This window comes from Nostoc sp. DedQUE04, from assembly GCF_034530995.1.
In the GTDB taxonomy this organism is placed as follows: Bacteria; Cyanobacteriota; Cyanobacteriia; order Cyanobacteriales; family Nostocaceae; genus Nostoc.
The window spans coordinates 14561-32993 of record NZ_JAVRCA010000015.1 but is presented as its reverse complement, the minus strand read 5'-3'; the positions used below and the strand labels follow the sequence as shown (position 1 = coordinate 32993).

The following is an 18433-nucleotide window of genomic DNA, read 5'->3' as shown; positions in this document are numbered from 1 at the left end:
ATTCGTAAGAGACAAGATCCCCGACTTCTTTGATAAGTCAGGGATCTGTCACTTTCAATTCTCACAAATCAAATAAGAATGTTTTCTCCTCAGACAATAGAAAAAAATAACGAAAAGTCTCCTGGAAAGTTTCATTTTTCTCCGAAGACAGTAAAACTTTTTCATGCAATAAGAAAAATTGACTGATAGTATTGTAAATTTTTGTAAAATTGATGTCTTCAAGACTAGAAACCTGATATCTAGATAGCTAAACTAACAAACAGTGCATCTGTACTGTTATTTATTAAAAGTAGATATGGCGCTATAGCGTGAATGATCCCAGTACAACTTATCCTCAAAAACTTTCTTAGTTACCGTGATGCAACTTTAGATTTTGGCGGTTTGCATACGGCTTGTATTTGTGGTTCCAATGGTGCGGGTAAATCCTCCCTTTTAGAAGCAATCACTTGGGCAATTTGGGGTGAAAGCCGCGCCACTGCTGAAGATGATGTCATCTATTCTGGTGCGAAAGAAGTTCGGGTTGATTTTACTTTCAAAAGTAACCAGCAAAAATATCGGGTGATTCGTACCCGAATTCGGGGAGGTACTAGTGTCCTCGAATTTCAAATAGAAATACCATCTGGGTTTCGCTCACTCACTTGCAAAGGGGTAAGAGCAACCCAAGATTTGATTTTAGAACACATCAAGCTTGATTATGATACATTTATTAATTCTGCCTACTTACGTCAAGGTCGCGCAGATGAATTCATGCTCAAGCGTCCCACAGAACGCAAAGAAATTTTAGCGGAGTTGTTGAAACTCAATCAGTACGATGATTTAGAAGAACGAGCAAAGGAATCTTCTCGTCAGTTCAAAGCCCAGGCAGTAGAGTTAGAGCGTTCTTTGGAATCGATAAAAATTCAGCTGCAACAACGCCAGATTACCCAAGCGCAAAGGGTGGAGTTAGAAGCCGAACTCAACCAACTGCAACAGGTGCAAGCTTTTGATAATATTCAATTACAAAGTTTGCAAGTTGTCCAGCACCAGCGCCAAAATTGGGAACAACAACTTAGCTTTATAAAGCAGCAATACCAAAATCTTACCCAAGATTGCGATCGCCTCCAACAAGAACAATCAGCTATTGGCTCTCAGCTATCAGATTTAGAAAAAATATTACACCAAGAAGCTGAGATTAAAGCCGGATACGCCCAATATCAAAGTCTCCAATCTCAAGAAGAAGCTTTTGCTGTCAAATTTGAAGAGTACACTCGCGCTCAACAAAATCGCCAACAAAAGCAACAACAGCTTACCAAAGAAATTCACGAAATCGAACGGCAACTGCAACAAGCCCAAGCGCAGCTAGAAGCTTTGCAGCAACAAGAGCGAGATATTCAACAAACTTTAACTAAATCAGGTGAAGTCGAAGCCGCTTTGTCACAACTAGCCGCAGCCCGTCACCATGTTGCTCGTTTAGATGAATTGCAAATGCAAGTGACTCCCTTGTTGCAACAACGAGCAACTTTACAAAGCCAACTCGATCGCACTCATGCTGGTTTAGTAGCACGACTCGAACAACTCCAAAGCACTGAGAACCAATTGCAACGCCAGCACAGTCGCCAACCACAACTGCAACAAGCGGTAATGGATGTGGCAATTCAAATTGAGGAACTGGAGAAAAAGCGGGTTTATCTGCAACGAGTCCAAGAAAAAGGGCAAGAAAGGCGGCATTTTATTGAACGTTTGCAAGCTCACCAACGGGATTATGAAAAACTGCTGGGAGAATTAGAGCAGAAATTGCAAATGCTGCAAAATCCTGAAGCACTTTGTCCATTATGCGAGCGTCCTTTAGACGAACATCACTGGAGTCGCGTGGTGGAAAAAACCCAAAGTGAGTTAGAGGATACTCAAGGACAGTTTTGGGTAGTGCGGGAACAATTGGCTGTATCTGACAAAGAAATTCAGACACTCAGACAAGAATATCGCGACATATCCCAACAATTGGCGGGCTACGATGGTTTACGCGAACACCGGGGACAGTTAGCAGCCCAGTTAGAAGCGACAACTGATGTGCAACAACAGTTACAACAAATTGCTGCTGAAAAACAGCATTTAGAGCGATCGCTCCAAGCTGGTGATTACGCTCCTGATAAACAAGCAGAACTCCAGCAGCTAGACCAATATCTGCAACAAGTTAATTATAATGAACAAGACCACGCCTTAGCTCGGAGCGAAGTTGAGCGGTGGCGCTGGGCAGAAATTAAACAAGGGCAAATAAAAGATGCAACTAAGAGACAAGCGCAACTATTAGCCCGAAAACCAGAACTTCAATTGCAAATTGACCAATTACAAGTCAGAATTCAGCAAGATCGGATTGACTCTGAATGTGCTAAACAAATCGCAGCGCTTGAGCGTCACATTACTGAAATTGGCTACAGTTCCGAGCAGCACAACAATCTGCGTATGGCTGCAAAGAAAGCTCAATCTTGGCATTTGCGGTATCAACAACTGCTATCAGCCCAGCAGCAGTATCCCCAACTCCAGACAAGGTTGCAAGAGTTGGAGGAATCCAGAAGCGCCAGAGTAACGGAGCGGCAAAAACTTGGCACCCAAATCGAAAGTATTATTGGGCAACTACAAGCAACAGCTAACCCATCTGCCCAAATTCAAGCTTTAGAGCAGCAGTTAGCAATCCGCAGACGGCAACTTGATGAGCAAATAGCCAAATTGGGGCGTTTAGAACAACTGGCGCATCAATTGGAAACCCTGCAAATTCAGTATGAACAACAGCAGCAGCAATTACAAGCTTGCAAGCAGGAATATCGGGTTTATCAGGAATTAGCGCAAGCTTTTGGTAAAAATGGTATCCAAGCACTGATGATTGAGAATGTGTTGCCACAACTGGAAGCCGAAACAAATCAACTACTTTCGCGTTTGAGTGGTAATCAATTTCATGTACAATTTATTACTCAAAAAGCTGGACGCAGTGCTAAATCAACCAAGAAAAATGCCAAACTGATAGACACCTTAGATATTTTAATCGCCGATTCTAGAGGAACACGAGCTTACGAAACTTACTCAGGTGGAGAAGCCTTTAGAATTAACTTTGCTATCCGTTTGGCTTTGGCAAAACTATTAGCGCAACGGGCGGGGGCGGCGTTGCAACTGTTGATTGTGGATGAGGGTTTTGGTACACAGGATGCCGAAGGATGCGATCGCTTGATTGCGGCGATTAATGCGATCGCTTCTGATTTCGCCTGCATCCTCACTGTCACCCACATGCCCCACCTCAAAGAAGCCTTCCAAGCCAGGATTGAAGTGAATAAAACTCAGGAAGGTTCCCAGTTGAGCTTGTCAATTTAATTACGAATTACGAATTACGAATTACGAATTAGTTAATTGTATTTTACCCGTGCATCCAGACCTAACGAGCGGAGCTTTTTCGTTAGCGTTTCTGCTTGGGCGCGATCGCTAAATGCTCCAGCATTCACATAATCCCCTAAATTGGATTGCTCCGCGACAGCGTTGGGTATATATTGTTGCACTTTACTCAGAGTATCATTACTGGAAATGGGAATTATTACTCTGTAAGGATTATTAGCAACTAATGTGTTGCCATTAGTAACAGGTACTACATTGTCATTGGCAGGAGGTAATGCATAGCGGTTAGTGTCAGCTAATACATAATCATTAGTTTGAGTGTAATTGCCCCCAGTTGAACCATTCAACCCTAATGCTTCCCAAGTTTGCCAATCTACATTTCCACTAGAATTAATTCGAGAATATTGCTGGAATGCAATCACAGATTGTCTAGTGTAATCGTTGAAAAGTCCATCAGGATTAGTATTAGAGAAACCCAACTGCGCTAAACGCTCTTGAACTAATCTGACATTTTCTCCGCGATCGCCTACAGTGAGATAATTTCTACCTGGTTGTTGAATACTACCTGTAGAGACTCTACGTACTGAGTCCAAAACTTGGGCATTAGCAATGCCATCAACAGGTAATCCATTATTTCGTTGGAATGCAATTACAGCTTCTCTAGTCATCGGGCCAACATTCCCAGTGGCATCAGCATTTAAATAACCTAGCTGCCGCAAACGCACTTGCAGTTCTCTGACTTGTTGAGTGGAAAGACTCGATCTTCCTGGAGTCGGAGAAGAACCCATTAGTGCGTTCCAAGTTTGTCGATTCACAATCCCGTTAGCAGTTATGCGATAACTTCGCTGGAATGCAATTACAGCATCTTTAGTAATTCGTCCAAAATTCCCAGTGGGATTAGTATTAAAGTAGCCTAACTGCCGTAGACGCTGTTGTAATCTTGTGACGGCTGCACCAGTTTTGCCTTGAGAAAGAGTAGGATATTGACCAACTGGCGAACGTGATGCGCCACTGATATTTCTATTAGAACTTCGACTTTGACATGCTCGTTGCAAGGCTCGTTGAGTGCTAACACCTATAACTCCATCAGCCGATATTCTATTGGCTCGCTGGAATTTGATCGTAGCATTTTGAGTCAAGCTAGCAAACTTACCTGTCACTGGGCCGTTAAAATAGCCTAACTTTTTTAAACATCTCTGGCTACTGCTAACTTCAGGCCCATTACTTCCTATTTTCTGAAGTGCTAAAACTTCTCCAGCAATACTCAAAAGCCCCGTAATCAGAGCCACAGACAAAAGACGCATTGCACCAAAAGTCGATAACTTTTTCCAATTTAAAAAATTAAAATTAACTACGATAGGAACAACCTTGATGCTTTCGGATGCCTCGTAGACTGAGGCAAGCTTGATTAAGCTAGCTACCCCTGTTTTCACTTGCTTTTTTAAGTTAATAAATATAAAAAAGTATACCACTGACTATATGTAAGAATTACTTTTCGTATGATTCTTTACAAGTAAGTGTCCTGGGGATGAGGGAAACAAGGGGACAAGAGGACAAGGAGAATAACCAATGCCCAATGCCCAATGCCCAATGCCTATTGTTCATCAACTTTTTCAGTATTACCTGCTTTCACCCAACCTTCTTGTTCGCTATCTTCCAAACGGATCTTTTGCCAAGCTTTATCCTCGCTTTCTGACAAAATAATAATTTTTTGATTAAAAGCAACTCCACCAATTTTTTCAGCTTCTTGATTTGGTTGCGATCGCAAACTCAAGCCTTCAGCCCAACTAACACGTCCTCGGTAAGCTCCCGATGGTAATGGTTTGGATGATGGGGTAGCCTTTGGTGATTCTGTAGGAGTAGAGGTTGGGCTTGCAGACGATTGAGTAGATGTTCCAGGTGTAAGAGCGGGCTTACTTTCTCCAGGCTCAGTTTTTTTAGGAGCTTGGGCTTTCACTGAAGGACTATCATTAGAAAAAATGGGTTTGGCAGGGGCTATGCCGGTGCGATTCATAAAATAGAGTGCAATTGCAGCACCGCCACCTATTAGCACAGCGATCGCTAAGAAAAACCCCAGTATAAACTTTGTTAAGCCAGACAACATAATTAAAACCTGATTATCAAGAGTCAAGGGTGTAGGTGAGCCAGTTATCTGCGTATTTTCCCCATCCATTGAGGAGAGTGGTGTTTAACTGGCTCTCAAGGGTTACGAGTAGAGAAGCAAATCTGACTTTTCACGGGATCTGGAAAACCCCTCTTCAAACCTCTCCCCTAGAAGGAGAGAGGCTTTGATTTCTCCCCCTTCCCTACAAGGGAAGGGGGGCTGGGGGGTTAGGTTTTCCATTGGCTTTTCCACATGACGTGAAAACTCAGAGGCAAATAACCCATCAGTATAAAAATCAATAGTCCATAATAATTCATCATTATTGACTTTTGACTAACTGATTATTGTAGCTATGCTGAATAGACATCTGGTGAAATTAAATATGCGTTATCCAAAATCTTTGTAGAGACGTAAGCACTCCTGCGTCTCTACATTTTTTTGGGTTCACGTAGTGCGCCGGAGGCGTTCGCTCAAAGGATTGTGTTTAGATGCTAAACGCGCTCTCCCAGCAGCAGCCCATTCTTGGAGTTGCTGAATTTGCTCTACGGCAGTTCGTGCTAAGGGTATGATCTGACTGGCTGCTTCTAAAATGTCGTCGGTAGCAAAATCGCGGTTTTGGCTAAATCCAATATGCATCGCTTCAATTAAAGTTTGCTCAATCTCGGCCCCAGAAAAATCAGGGGTTTCATAAGCTAGCCTGTCGATGTCATAACTTTTCAAATTATGGGGGCGCAGTCGGGATAAATGAACATCATAAATTGCTTTTCTCTCTTCTTGAGTAGGCAAACCCACAAAGAAAATTTCATCAAATCGCCCTTTGCGGAGCATTTCCGGCGGTAAAGCTTGAATGTCGTTGGCGGTGGCGACGACAAACACGGGTGAGCTTTTTTCGGCTAGCCAGGTAATAAAAGTACCAAACACACGGCTGGCTGTTCCGGCATCACCTTTGCTACCAAGCCCTGCAAAGGCTTTATCTATTTCATCAATCCATAAAATACAGGGAGCAAGGGCTTCAGCTACTTGAATCATTTGGCGAGTGCGAGATTCTGATTCACCCACCAAACCACCAAATAATCTGCCCACATCCAAACGTAACAAGGGTAAATGCCAGTGATGAGCGATCGCTTTTGCCGTTAACGATTTACCAGTTCCCTGAATACCCACCAACATTAAACCACGGGGGTGCGGTAATCCGTACTGTCGCGCTCGATCTGTAAATGAACCTCCCCGCCGAATCAACCAATCTTTCAAGTTATCCAGTCCGCCAATATCAGAAATTTGCTCAGTGGCGGGGTAGAAGTCCAGGATTTGGGTTTGGCGGATAGTTTGGCGCTTTTCTTCCAAAACCAGCTCTACGTCTTCTGGTCGCAATTCTCCGTGGGTTGCGATCGCTTTTGCCAAAACGCGGCGAATCCGTTCCATCGAAAGTCCTTGACAAGAGCGCACCAAATCATCTAAAACTTTTCCAGAAAGGGAGTTACCAGTACTTTGTAGTAAGCGATCTACCTCAGTTTTAATTTCTGAGGCGGCTGGTAAGGGAAACTCGACGACTGTCAGCACTTCCGTTAAGTCATCAGGGATGGCGATGCGCGGCGACAGTAATACAATATTTTTTGGTTGCGATTTGAGAAGTCTGGACAGATTGCGGAGTTTGCGGGCGATCGCCACATCTTCTAAAAAGCGATGATAATCTCGTAAAATCATTACCGCAGGTGCGGAAGCTGGTAATTTTTCAATAAATTCCAAAGCTTGCAACGGGTTACGTCGCCCAAACCCAACATCATTGGGGTTTCCCTGGTAGCCATCGACAAAATCCCAAGTATACACCGGGCGATTACCCTGGTTGCTTGCTTCTTCCCGGATAGCTGCTTCTACCCGTTCTTCCTCGTATGTAGGAATATAAATCAAGGGGTAGCGGGCACGTAACAGCAGTTTAAACTCTTCACGGAAGTTCATATTTGGGTGTGGTTATTAGTTCTTCTCTCATTGTTCAGGTTTGTATCGCTTCTAACAACTAAAAAACCAACATATAACAGTATATAAAATCTTTCATCATTATCTGCTTGAGACAGAATAAGATTAAGATACCTATGGATACTTTAGCTATTGTATCTAGGGCTAACCTCTACACTTCCGTTGAGCAATATATTTTATTAATGCCTATAAGTAATTGCTGTTAAGGATTTCATCTGCCTTTTCGTCGCAACTTCTTTCCGAGGTCGCCGCTATCAAATTAGAACAAGATGCTTTCAAAATATTTCTCGATAGGCTTTGGTAAATCTTGATTTTCTAATTCGCTAATGTCTTGAAAAAACTTAAACATAGGTGGATTTATCAAAACTACAATAGTATCTCCCTCTTTACCTTCTTCACTTAGTAGATAAAATCTTGCATCACTATCTGCTTGAGACAGAATAAGATTAAGCATCAACAGAATTCTTGCGGTAACAACCCGCCATTTTAAATAATTTTGAGTATATGACGTTCTAAATTCGTAAGGGCAAATTAAAAAATCGCCTACATTGGTAATTAGATGCGAATTGCCCTCAGAATCCTCATATTCATCTACATCCTCGATGATAACGCCACATCTGCTTAAACTATTACATAAGTAAATATCTTCAAATATCATTGGTGGATATTCATACAAATCTTCTTTATCTAGAGTAAAGCAACGATGTGGTGGTAAGGGTCTGTATAAATACAAAAAGTTATCGTCTTCGTCCGGTTCATTATCCATCAGTTCCTCTGCTTCTGGAAATGATGTTATATCTAATGTATTCAATCTTTTATATTTTCCATCTCTTAACCAAATTGAATTGTTATTTAACTGTAATGCTTGAATTATGGGAACTAAAGTTGAATTTTCATAAGAATAAAAACCCAATGCTTCCAAATTATTTAATATTTCTTTCATCTTTAACTTTTTTCGTTAACTAGATATAGGAACCTAGAACCAGTGTGTTATCTATCTTTCATAGGTTCGTTTTAATACAGTTGAAGTTGTCAAATCATATTAAGAAGATAGGCCATTTCTTAACACAAGCATTTTAATTTATTAGATATAAATTAACGCTAAAAAATTATTTCGTTTAAATTAATGTCGGGATTGTGGGGTTAATCGACATTTTCACTAATAAAACAATAAGCCTGTGTAGACAGGCTTAGTTCATGTAAGTGCAGACTTCAGTCTGACGGAATTAGCAAATTACTACCCCGGAAGTTGCTTTTTAAGTGCTTCTAGAGAAGCCCAACGGTTATCAACAGGAGTTTCACGACTATCAGAAGTATCAGGACTATCAACAGTACTACTTACAGGAATACCTGGACAATTGCGATCGCATAACTGGCGCTGCGGTATTGCCAAACACATCTGCTCATACAGCCATTCGTTGGGATAAAAATAACCATCGGGCGGTAAGCTTTCTAGCAAATCTTCCATAACCACTTCCCTTTCTAAGGGCAAGTCATTTGCCTGATTTGCAGTTTCATCTAACCAGATGATTTCCTTTGTATCAACCCCTAAACGGCGATTGTATTGCTGCAAGCAACGGTTGCAGGTACAAGTAATAATTGTTTCTGCCTGACCTGACACTTCCAGGTAATTGCCATGATGTTGCACGCGCACATGACCGCGAACTGGTGTTAACGTTTCTAGACCAGGCAGAAATTCCTTAACTTGAACTTCCTCTGTTCGCTCCGATGCTCTAGTTAGCTGCGGAATATAAATTGCGTCCATAGGATTTGTGAGACATCCTCACTAAAATTTATCTAGATTATCAGCAATTATACTGATACTGAATCTTTATTTTATCCCTTAATAAAAAGAGAAATTTTGAAATTATATATGGTTATGAGTTTTCAATTAACTCCAAACTCCTGTACAGACGCGATTAATCGCGTCTCTACTCCTAACTCCTAACTCCTTCCAACGAAGCGGGACAAACAACCAGATGGCGATGTGGCTCTTTACCGCGACTGAAGGTTTCTAAATCTCCAAATTCCTTTAAGAAGGTATGAACTTGACGCCGTTCAGCAGAACTAAGAGATTTGATTTCCACTTCTCTACCAGAAAAGCGCACTTCATCGGCTGCTGCTTCTGCTAATGCGCGAATTTCGGCTTCTCTTTTGACTCGGTAGCCATTTAACTCAATAGTGAAAGAGGCTTGTTCCTCCGGCGGTTGGCTGAGGTTTAGAACCGAATTTGCTAGATACTGAATCGCATCTAACACAGAACCATCAGCACCAATTAACACCTGGATTTGTTCTGATGTCAAATTGGTTTGGTCAATAGTCAACCAGTAGTTATCTGGTTCTGGAGAATCGCCGTCTTGAGATTGGGCAGTTTCTAAATGACCCTGAATCTCAGCAGGTATTCCAGTGAGTTCCAGCAGGGTTTTTAACCATTGCTGACCTCTCTGCATTGGAATGTCGCTCATGATCCCCCTGCCGCCTTTTTCTTAGGACTTTTTGGTTCAAACGGTAATGCTTTCTGTTCTGTGACTGCTGCTTCTTTTTCCTGGGTTTCTACAATTTTTTGTAGTTCCTCCGGTAGAGGTTCGCGGGAGAGAAGATAAGTTTGGGCGGTTTGGAAAATATTACCAATCACCATATACATCAGCACCCCAGCTGGTAGGGGGAAGAACAAGAACATCCCAGAAAAGATGACGGGGGTGATTTTGTTAACTGTATCCTGCTGCGGATTGCCACCGCTGGAATTTTGCCCGGAAAGCATTTGGCTAACATAAAGGCTGATTCCAAAAAAGACGATCATGGCAACGATATCCCAGTGGATTGTGCCATCTGGATCTTGTGCGCCAACCCTACCTAAAGCGTCAATAAATAGAAAGCCTTTTTCTGCTGCTAATCCAGGAATTGTTCCTTGAATAGTAACTTCTCCTGGTTGCAAGGCTTCTACATTGCCTTGGGCATCAATTTTTATCCTATCTTCACCTTTGGTAACTTTCCAATCAGGAACCAGCTTATTTTCTGGGTGTTCTGCTAAGAGTACCTGAAATGGTTTACCTGCAACAGTCTGATACTGTATCTTGGTTTGTTCTCCTACTGCTAGTTTGTTTCCGCTAGGAATAATAGCAGCTACTTTAACGTGTTCCCCATCTGCAATGTAAATATTTTGCGGAGCAGTAGCAAAGGCTTGTGGTTGAATTTGTTCGATTTGTTCTGCGGGAAGAATTTGCAGGTTAACGCTGTAGTTCGCACTTGCAAAAGGCGAACCCCGCAAGGTAGCAAACAGCGCTAACAAAACTGGCATTTGCACTAGTAATGGAAAACAGCCTGCCAAAGGGTTGCCAAATTCTTTTTGGACATTAACCATTTCCTCCTGCTGCTTTTGCGGATCGTCCTTATAGCGCTCTTTGATTTCTGCCATCCGCTTCTGCATCAGAGGTTGTACAATTCGCATCTTCCGCATATTGCGAATTGAGCCAGCACTCAGGGGATAGAGCGCGAAGCGGACTATCAAGGTCAAAGCAACGATCGCTAATCCGTAGCTAGGCACTATACCATAGAAGAAATCTATGATTGGCAGCATCACGTTGTTCGAGAGAAAGCCGATACCAAAATCCATTATTCTGAATTCAACCTGAGGTACTGTAAACTGAATCTAATTTATCTAAATCATGAATTGTCGGCGACTATCTTTCGCTACGGATAGCCGCACATTATAAATGGGGCATTGGGCATTGGGCATTGGTTCTTATCCCCCTGCTCCCTTGCTCCCCTGCTCATCACTTGTTAGCAGGAGCGCTAAATTCGGGATTTTTCGCAGCAATTCTTTCGTTAATGTAGTCATAGACTTCCCGAAACTTGGGAATTGCACGCAATTCGAGACGACTACCGTTTTTTAGGGTGATTGCCATATCTCCCCAGAAGCCAATGCCACGGGGAACTTTGACGATTTTGACAATTTCTGAGTAAATTACATCAGTGCGATCGCGTCCCTGCCAACCTCCGGTAACAGTAATTCGGCGATCGGTGATGCGGAAACGCAGCCACAATGCCCTGACAATTGCCCCGACTGCTAATGGTAGCCCGACAATGGTTAGCCCAATCAGCAGGTTGACAATTAAATCCCCAACATGGGGGCCACCTTCATAATAAACATCTTCACGAATTCCCATCGAACACCTCAGCTTGTGCCAACAACTGCTCTAATTCTTGCAGAAATTGTGGGCTTACGCACTTAGATTCTGCTGCTGTGGGTTTGACAATGAATACTAGCCGCCATCCTGGTGATAATTTTGGCAGCAAGTTGTATAAAGCAGCAGTAATTTGCCGTTTGATTCGGTTGCGAACCACTGCCCTTTTGCTGACTTTTGTGCTAATCGAAATACCAATCCGCGTGCTGGCAAGGAGGTTTGAGTCAGTTGCTTGTGTAGTCTGGGTGGCAGTGTCCAAAGAAGGTTTCGTTGAATATAAGGGCTTTAAGGCTCTCAATGTTAAATAAGAGCCATGACGCCGAATTCCTTCTCGGAAAACTGCCTGGAAATCCTTGCGGGATTTTAGCCGATTTGTTTTGGGCAAAGCCACAGATGCTCTTTATCGCTCGATCTGTCCTAAACACTCAGACGGTGACGGCCCTTTTTTCTTCTGGCGCTAATCACGTTTCTGCCGTCTGGTGTCCGCATCCTGGCGCGAAAACCAGAGGTTCTTTTTCTCTTACGGCTAGTACCGCCCAGTGTTCTTTTCATACTCTTCTCCTCTTAAGTGATTTTTATAAAAACTCACAATCTCTAATTGTATCACTTTGTTAGGGAATTGGGAATCATCGATTGGTTATATCCCTACTCCCTATTCTTAAGTAATACTCAAAATCCATGTTCCCATATAGCGCAGTAGTGGTACATCGCCAGGGGAAAGCACTTGACAGTTAAAATAGTAAACTCCACCGAAGGATGGGTTTTTCACGTTAGATAACACCACTTCGACTGGGCTACCTGCTGGTACTGGATCTTGAGGAAAAATATTGATCAGTTTACCTTCTTTGTCCCATTTCACCTCAGAAAGCGGAACTGCTTTGCCCTTGACTCGGACTTCAATTTTTTTCTGGTCAAAAGTTCCTTTGTAATAATCAGGGTAGGTAATGGCAAATTGACCAACTGCCAATTTCATTCTTTTAGCTGGAATCTTTAGTATGTATCGATCCCAACCATTAGCTTGTCCGCCAAAATCTAATCGGAAGGGTAGCTGATTTTCTTGTTTGACGCCGCTAAACAGCGTAAATCCAGGTAAGCTTTGCGCCCAAGTTAAGGCTGGTAATCCAGTAACCAAAAAGCTAGTCACGGCTAAAGCAGAAAGTAAACGTCGCATAATCGGGCTTCCTTTACGAAAATATAAATCTGTGATCTAAAAATAACTGTGTGTTAGTATTCTTTACTAAACTTTACTACTGGCTTCTCGACAATGGACGTTTAATTTCCAAAAAAAGTGCCATCCTGTCTGATGTTTAGGCAACAGGAAAGTTACTTAGTATTAAAACAAACGTATATTAAATTTACTTCATTACCCTTATGTAGCCATGATTTGATTGCTAAGTTGGGTCAAATTGGAACTAGATATAAACACAGTAGGGGGTTGGATTGTGTTTCTAAATATGTATAAGTGTATCTAAATTTGAGAATTTTGTTATAAAAATTGAGGTGTGCCATCAGCGATCGCCAGTTAAGTTGGGCTAAATTGATTAAAATAAGTTGGATTGGAATCGAAGTTATAATCATTAAAATTTGATTGGGAAATTATCAAGCTTTCAAAATTCGGTCAATATTACTCTATAAGAAAGGAATACCAAAATTTCTCAATCCCGAAAACAACCTAAAGATAAAGATGCAAAATTTGGGAATCAATTTAGGATGTGCAATACGTAACCCTGTTTGCAACTATCTGAAAATATGACATCTGCGAGCGGCAAAGCAAAAAGTCCGATTGGAGGGAACCTCCGCTCAGAACTTTACAAAAAAATGAGGCTTTGTCTAGAGAGCAAAGAGTGGGAGAGGAAAGATTCAAGGTTCAATCTACAAGTAAAATTCATGGCTGATGTTCCTGCCTAAGTACTATGAGTGCGGGACACCCATCATCTGGACAATCGCTTACTTGGCAGAGATTAGGTATTTATCTTCAGGAGATTTCATGAGAATAGCAGTTGCTAAAGAAATTGAAGTTTGTGAACGTCGTGTGGCATTAATTCCTGACACCGTTGCCCGATTGGTAAAACAAGGTTTGGAAGTTTGGGTAGAAGCGGGTGCAGGAGAACGCTCATTTTTTGGCGATCCTGACTATGAAGCAGCAGGAGCCACAATAATCAGCGATACTGCCAAATTATGGGGTGAAACAGATATTCTGCTGAAAGTAAGTCCACCGCAAGAACGAGAAGATGGACGCTCAGAAGTTGATTTGTTAAAGGAAGGGGCTGTATTAGTCAGTTTCCTCAATCCCTTAGGAAATCCTGTTGTGGCGCAGCAACTAGCAAATCGGAAAGTCACAGCTTTGAGTATGGAGATGATCCCCCGTACCACCAGGGCGCAAAGTATGGATGCTTTGTCCTCGCAAGCTTCATTAGCCGGTTACAAAGCAGTATTAATTGCCGCCGCAGCCTTACCGAAATACTTTCCGATGTTAACCACAGCCGCAGGCACGATCGCTCCAGCGAAAGTATTTATTATGGGCGCTGGTGTAGCCGGATTGCAAGCGATCGCCACCGCTAGACGTTTGGGAGCAGTGGTAGAAGCCTTTGATATTCGTCCCGCCGTCAAAGAAGAAGTGCAAAGCTTAGGGGCAAAATTCGTTGAAGTCAAATTAGACGAAGAAACCGTCGCTGCTGGCGGTTACGCCAAAGAAATTTCTGAGGCTAGCAAACAACGTACTCAAGAAGTTGTCGCCGAACACATTAAGAATTCTGATGTAGTGATTACTACAGCCCAAGTACCTGGGAGACAAGCACCACGGCTAGTTACAGAAGAAATGGTGGCACAAATGAAACCAGGTTCAGTAATTGTGGATTTGGCTGCTGAACAAGGTGGTAACTGCGCCTGCACAGAACCTGGCAAAGATATTGTATGGAACGGCGTAACAATTATTGGCCCCATCAATCTCCCATCATCAATGCCAATTCACGCCAGCCAATTGTATGCCAAGAACGTAACATCGTTGATTCAACTGCTAATTAACAAAGAGAAAGCTTTGCAGGTGGACTTTGGCGACGACATCGTTGATGCAGCTTGCGTTACCCATGCAGGTGAAATTCGCAATCAACGAGTGCGGGATGCACTACAAGCATCGAATACTCAGCAACCGGCGGTTAATTAGGGACTGGGAAGTAAGAATTTTAGATTTTAGATTTTAGATTTTAGATTGAAATTTAATCCAAAATTTAAAATCCAAAATCCAAAATTGAATCGCCCAATTCCCATTTACACAAGGAGTTTTGATTTCATGACAGAGGCATTACTTGCTGCTTTGTTTGTATTTGTATTGGCATCTTTTATCGGCTTTGAAGTCATCAATAAAATCCCACCAACTCTACACACGCCTTTAATGTCAGGTTCAAACGCCATTTCTGGCATTTCGGTACTTGGGGCAATAGTGGCCTCAGGTGCTAGAGAAACAAGTGTGTCAGTAATTCTTGGTTTAATCGCTGTAGTACTAGCTACAGTCAACGTTGTAGGTGGCTTTCTAGTCACAGATAGAATGCTGCAAATGTTCAAGAAGAAGGAGATTAAGGCGTGAGCGACTTTTTACCAACTGGCATTCAGCTGACATATTTAGTCGCTGCATCCTTATTCATTTTTGGTTTGAAAAAGCTGGGTTCACCAGCTACAGCGCGAAACGGTAATGTGATTGCATCTGTGGGGATGCTGCTGGCAATTGTGGCGACAATGCTCGATCAGCATGTGTTGAACTACGAGATGATATTGTTGGGCTTGGCAATTGGATCGGGAATTGGTGCGATCGTTGCCTATAAAGTCCAAATGACGGAAATGCCCCAAATGGTGGGTTTACTCAACGGTTTGGGCGGTGCGGCTTCAGCATTAGTCGCCGTTGCCGAATTCTGGCGATTATTGGATTCTGGCGCACCCGTACCCCTAGATGTAAACATTTCCATGCTGTTGGACGTGTTAATCGGTGGTGTTACCTTCACAGGTAGTTTTTTAGCCTTTGCTAAATTGCAAGGTTTAATTAGTGGTTCTCCGATTACATTTCCTTTCCAGCAACCATTTAACCTGTTGCTTCTGGGTGCTTATTTGGTAGGCAGTGTCTATTTAATCATTACACCAGATAGCTTACCCATATTCTTGGGAGTGGTAGCTGTTTCCTTAGTGCTGGGTGTGATGTTCGTCATCCCCATTGGTGGCGGCGATATGCCGGTGGTAATTTCGCTGTTGAACTCCTTGTCAGGTGTGGCGGCTGCTGCTGCTGGATTCGTGGTGATGAACAATATGTTAATCATCGCTGGTGCTTTGGTAGGAGCATCTGGCTTAATCCTCACCGAAATTATGTGTAAGGCGATGAACCGCTCCTTATTTAGTGTGCTGTTCAGCGCTTTTGGTACAGGTTCTAGTTCTGGTGGTGGTGCTGCTAGTGGTGGTGTGATCGATCAAACTGTCCGCAGTATCGATCCTGAAGAAGGGGCGATGATGTTGGGTTATGCCCGTTCTGTGGTAATTGTGCCTGGTTATGGTATGGCAGTCGCCCAAGCGCAACATAGCGTCCGGGAATTGTCAGATCAGTTGGAAAAAATGGGTGTTGATGTCAAGTATGCCATTCACCCCGTTGCTGGGAGAATGCCGGGGCACATGAATGTGTTGCTGGCAGAGGCAAATGTGCCTTATACCCAGTTGTACGATATGGATGATATTAATCCCCAGTTTGAACAAGCGGATGTAGCTTTAATAATTGGGGCAAATGATGTAGTAAATCCGGCGGCGCGGAGTGATAAAAATAGCCCGATTTATGGTATGCCGATTTTGGAAGTAGATCGGGCGAAGCAGACGATTGTAATTAAGCGCGGGATGAGTACGGGTTTTGCCGGTGTAGATAATGAGTTGTTCTACAAGGATAAAACGACGATGCTTTTTGGTAGCGCTAAGGATATGGTGGCGAAGTTGGTTTCGGAAGTGAAGCAACTTTAACGAACCGCAAAGGCGCGGAGAGCGCGGAGGAAGAATTTAGAGAGTTGGCTTGCCTTGCGGGTGTGATGCTTCTAAGGCAAGTTTTTTTGTGTATTTTATCCCGATTAATTTATCCTATTTTTATATAAAAAACAGTTATTTAATTTGTCTGAAAGTAAGATTTATTCTTGGTTGTGTAAGTTTATTTGTTTTAGGTATTTGATGTTGCCAAAAGTGCTGTGTAGTTCCTTTCATCATTAGTAAACTTCCATGAGTAAGTTGAATTTCGTAGTTTAATTCTTTTTGTATTTTATGTCTAAACGTAAAACGACGATTAGCTCCGAAACTTACAGAAGCAATTATAGGGTTTTCTCCAAGTTCTGGTTCATCATCACTATGCCAAGCTACGCTATCTTTACCATCACGATATAGATTGAGTAACACACTATTGAATTTAATTTTAGAGAAAGATTCAATTTTAGATTTAATATTAATTAATACAGGAGTCCATAAAAAAGGTTGCATTGTGATTTTAGAGTAAGAATAAGATTTATCGGTATCTCCATACCAAGCTGTAAGCCTTGGTAGCTTAACTTGTTTACCAAAGAGTATTGTATCTTCTTGATTCCAAGAAGTAGTTTCATATAATTCAACAAATAATTGGTTACTCTCGTTCCCATCAAAGAAATTTTGGTAATAGATTACTTCAGCATTTTGCATAGGTAACTTTTCACTCTGATGCTTACTCTTATCATTTTCCTCTTCCCAAATCGATAGTTGATTAAACATGAAATAATTTCAATATAACCTACTATTAAAAGTATAGTACAAAAATACTGTATGGATTCATTCTGAAATTAAGCTAAGATTGGTATAAAAATTAAAACAATCTTAAAATGGTTGCTGAGTCTTAAATTTTACCAAAAAATATTATATAGTAGTTTTGATAACTTCATGATATTGAGTATTCTTATGAATTGTTTTCAAATTATTAAATCTGTTCTAGATGAAGCTTACAGTCAAATACCTGGAGATGACATAAACAAAGATAATGATATTAAAGAAGCAATAAAATATTTGCGGAAAGAATATACGAGTTTATTAACTGAAAACAATATTACTTATAGTGATTCTATTACTAGATTTGCCTATATTTATACCTATGTAACATCTCATGCTAACTTGGTCTGTACTCTTATGGAACAAGATGATAATTTAGGTAAATTATTTAACAATTTAAAAGTCAATGTAGCTTGTATTGGAGGAGGCCCGGGAAGTGACTTTTTAGGAATATTGAAGTATCTGATGACTAATAAAAAATCACCTACAGTTAAATTTCAACTTTGTGACAAAGAGAAAACATGGGCAGAGTCTTGGTATGATGTAGATGATAAAATTGATCCTATTTTTCGCATATCAACTTCTTATTTACCATTAGATGTAACTAAGCCAGATGATTGGCAGGTACATAATAAGTATTTTCAATCAGACCTTTTTACAATGATTTATTTCATGTCTGAGGTATATACATTGCAAAGTCTAGCAAATGAATATTTTGCTAACTTGTTTAGTCAAGCTAAACCTGGAGCATTATTCTTATTTGTTGATAATAATAACCCCAATTTTTACGGTTGGTTTGATAAACTGACTAAAGACAATAGTATTAATATTATCAACAATAAAACAGGTAAAATCTCTTTACCTCATCATGAAGATAAAAATGACTTAGAAATATATTTTGAAAAGTTTCAAAATATTGGTAATCCCAAAATAACTGCTGATGTTGCTTATCGTGTTGGACGTAAAGAGTAGTAAACTAAGGCTACAATTAATTAACTTCACTCATTTA

The 18433-nt window shown here is 41.4% G+C and carries 17 protein-coding genes; 5 read left to right on the top strand and 12 right to left on the bottom strand.

Annotation, left to right across the window (positions count from 1 at the left end; all coding sequences use genetic code 11):
* Positions 1 to 312 precede the first annotated feature (312 nt).
* The gene (locus tag RM049_RS13120; protein WP_322704463.1) at positions 313 to 3339 is read left to right on the top strand and encodes an SMC family ATPase; all 3027 of its coding nucleotides are present in this window, start codon (positions 313 to 315) and stop codon (positions 3337 to 3339) included.
* Between the two features lie 32 nt (positions 3340 to 3371).
* Here the strand turns inward: RM049_RS13120 and RM049_RS13115 are convergent, their stop codons facing one another.
* The 11 genes from RM049_RS13115 to RM049_RS13065 all read right to left on the bottom strand — a co-directional run bounded on the left by RM049_RS13115 (position 3372) and on the right by RM049_RS13065 (position 12790).
* Positions 3372 to 4790 carry a peptidoglycan-binding protein gene (locus RM049_RS13115; RefSeq protein ID WP_322704462.1) on the bottom strand — a complete coding sequence of 473 codons (1419 nt, stop codon included), beginning with the start codon at positions 4788 to 4790 and terminating at the stop codon, positions 3372 to 3374.
* Positions 4791 to 4951: 161 nt separating this feature from the next.
* Positions 4952 to 5461, bottom strand: coding sequence for an SH3 domain-containing protein (locus RM049_RS13110; RefSeq protein ID WP_322704527.1), 510 nt, complete (start codon positions 5459 to 5461; stop codon positions 4952 to 4954).
* 444 nt (positions 5462 to 5905) lie between these two features.
* On the bottom strand, positions 5906 to 7417 hold the full coding sequence (locus tag RM049_RS13105) for an AAA family ATPase (RefSeq protein WP_322670952.1): 1512 nt from the start codon (positions 7415 to 7417) through the stop codon (positions 5906 to 5908).
* A 277-nt stretch (positions 7418 to 7694) separates the two neighbouring features.
* The gene (locus RM049_RS13100) at positions 7695 to 8378 is read right to left on the bottom strand and encodes a hypothetical protein (RefSeq protein WP_322704461.1); all 684 of its coding nucleotides are present in this window, start codon (positions 8376 to 8378) and stop codon (positions 7695 to 7697) included.
* A 294-nt stretch (positions 8379 to 8672) separates the two neighbouring features.
* Positions 8673 to 9200: a DUF177 domain-containing protein gene (locus tag RM049_RS13095; RefSeq protein WP_322688582.1), complete on the bottom strand. Its 528-nt coding sequence runs from the start codon at positions 9198 to 9200 to the stop codon at positions 8673 to 8675.
* 172 nt (positions 9201 to 9372) lie between these two features.
* A complete protein-coding gene (locus RM049_RS13090; RefSeq protein WP_322670949.1) occupies positions 9373 to 9900 on the bottom strand; it encodes a protein jag in 528 nt (175 codons plus the stop codon).
* Entirely contained in the window at positions 9897 to 11048 is a 1152-nt protein-coding gene (gene yidC, locus RM049_RS13085) for a membrane protein insertase YidC (protein WP_322704460.1), read from the bottom strand. Before yidC ends, RM049_RS13090 begins: the two co-directional genes overlap by 4 nt.
* Positions 11049 to 11208: 160 nt before the next feature.
* Positions 11209 to 11601 (bottom strand): PH domain-containing protein, encoded by a 393-nt coding sequence (locus RM049_RS13080; protein WP_322688581.1) that lies wholly within the window; start codon positions 11599 to 11601, stop codon positions 11209 to 11211.
* Positions 11588 to 12010: a ribonuclease P protein component gene (rnpA, locus tag RM049_RS13075; protein WP_322704459.1), complete on the bottom strand. Its 423-nt coding sequence runs from the start codon at positions 12008 to 12010 to the stop codon at positions 11588 to 11590. The genes RM049_RS13080 and rnpA overlap by 14 nt, the downstream gene beginning before the upstream one ends.
* 26 nt (positions 12011 to 12036) lie before the next feature.
* Positions 12037 to 12171, bottom strand: a complete 135-nt coding sequence (gene rpmH, locus RM049_RS13070) for a 50S ribosomal protein L34 (RefSeq protein ID WP_099102484.1) — start codon at positions 12169 to 12171, stop codon at positions 12037 to 12039.
* A 106-nt stretch (positions 12172 to 12277) separates the two neighbouring features.
* Positions 12278 to 12790, bottom strand: a complete 513-nt coding sequence (locus tag RM049_RS13065) for a DUF2808 domain-containing protein (RefSeq protein ID WP_322670945.1) — start codon at positions 12788 to 12790, stop codon at positions 12278 to 12280.
* 816 nt (positions 12791 to 13606) lie between these two features.
* On the opposite strand from RM049_RS13065, the gene RM049_RS13060 reads away from it, so the two are divergent.
* From RM049_RS13060 to RM049_RS13050, 3 genes are all read left to right on the top strand, one after another.
* Positions 13607 to 14782, top strand: a complete 1176-nt coding sequence (locus tag RM049_RS13060) for a Re/Si-specific NAD(P)(+) transhydrogenase subunit alpha (protein ID WP_322683004.1) — start codon at positions 13607 to 13609, stop codon at positions 14780 to 14782.
* A gap of 126 nt (positions 14783 to 14908) precedes the next feature.
* Complete coding sequence (locus tag RM049_RS13055; RefSeq protein ID WP_109009004.1) at positions 14909 to 15202, top strand: NAD(P) transhydrogenase subunit alpha; 294 nt, start codon at positions 14909 to 14911, stop codon at positions 15200 to 15202.
* Positions 15199 to 16605, top strand: coding sequence for an NAD(P)(+) transhydrogenase (Re/Si-specific) subunit beta (locus RM049_RS13050; RefSeq protein ID WP_322704458.1), 1407 nt, complete (start codon positions 15199 to 15201; stop codon positions 16603 to 16605). The genes RM049_RS13055 and RM049_RS13050 overlap by 4 nt, the downstream gene beginning before the upstream one ends.
* A 135-nt stretch (positions 16606 to 16740) precedes the next feature.
* Here the strand turns inward: RM049_RS13050 and RM049_RS13045 are convergent, their stop codons facing one another.
* Positions 16741 to 17373 carry an alpha-ketoglutarate-dependent dioxygenase AlkB gene (locus RM049_RS13045; RefSeq protein WP_322704457.1) on the bottom strand — a complete coding sequence of 211 codons (633 nt, stop codon included), beginning with the start codon at positions 17371 to 17373 and terminating at the stop codon, positions 16741 to 16743.
* A gap of 183 nt (positions 17374 to 17556) precedes the next feature.
* Here RM049_RS13045 and RM049_RS13040 point away from each other — a divergent pair, with 183 nt between their 5' ends.
* A complete protein-coding gene (locus tag RM049_RS13040) occupies positions 17557 to 18396 on the top strand; it encodes a hypothetical protein (protein WP_322704456.1) in 840 nt (279 codons plus the stop codon).
* Positions 18397 to 18433: the final 37 nt, after the last annotated feature.

Bases quoted from the DNA above. Each gene is read 5' to 3' on its own strand.
- yidC (WP_322704460.1), bottom strand. From the start codon at position 11,048: ATGGATTTTGGTATCGGCTTTCTCTCGAACAACGTGATGCTGCCAATC.
- RM049_RS13090 (WP_322670949.1), bottom strand. From the start codon at position 9,900: ATGAGCGACATTCCAATGCAGAGAGGTCAGCAATGGTTAAAAACCCTG.
- RM049_RS13110 (WP_322704527.1), bottom strand. From the start codon at position 5,461: ATGTTGTCTGGCTTAACAAAGTTTATACTGGGGTTTTTCTTAGCGATC.
- rpmH (WP_099102484.1), bottom strand. From the start codon at position 12,171: ATGAAAAGAACACTGGGCGGTACTAGCCGTAAGAGAAAAAGAACCTCT.
- RM049_RS13105 (WP_322670952.1), bottom strand. From the start codon at position 7,417: ATGAACTTCCGTGAAGAGTTTAAACTGCTGTTACGTGCCCGCTACCCC.
- RM049_RS13040 (WP_322704456.1), top strand. From the start codon at position 17,557: ATGAATTGTTTTCAAATTATTAAATCTGTTCTAGATGAAGCTTACAGT.
- RM049_RS13060 (WP_322683004.1), top strand. From the start codon at position 13,607: ATGAGAATAGCAGTTGCTAAAGAAATTGAAGTTTGTGAACGTCGTGTG.
- RM049_RS13120 (WP_322704463.1), top strand. From the start codon at position 313: ATGATCCCAGTACAACTTATCCTCAAAAACTTTCTTAGTTACCGTGAT.
- RM049_RS13055 (WP_109009004.1), top strand. From the start codon at position 14,909: ATGACAGAGGCATTACTTGCTGCTTTGTTTGTATTTGTATTGGCATCT.
- RM049_RS13080 (WP_322688581.1), bottom strand. From the start codon at position 11,601: ATGGGAATTCGTGAAGATGTTTATTATGAAGGTGGCCCCCATGTTGGG.
- RM049_RS13100 (WP_322704461.1), bottom strand. From the start codon at position 8,378: ATGAAAGAAATATTAAATAATTTGGAAGCATTGGGTTTTTATTCTTAT.
- RM049_RS13065 (WP_322670945.1), bottom strand. From the start codon at position 12,790: ATGCGACGTTTACTTTCTGCTTTAGCCGTGACTAGCTTTTTGGTTACT.
- RM049_RS13045 (WP_322704457.1), bottom strand. From the start codon at position 17,373: ATGTTTAATCAACTATCGATTTGGGAAGAGGAAAATGATAAGAGTAAG.
- RM049_RS13095 (WP_322688582.1), bottom strand. From the start codon at position 9,200: ATGGACGCAATTTATATTCCGCAGCTAACTAGAGCATCGGAGCGAACA.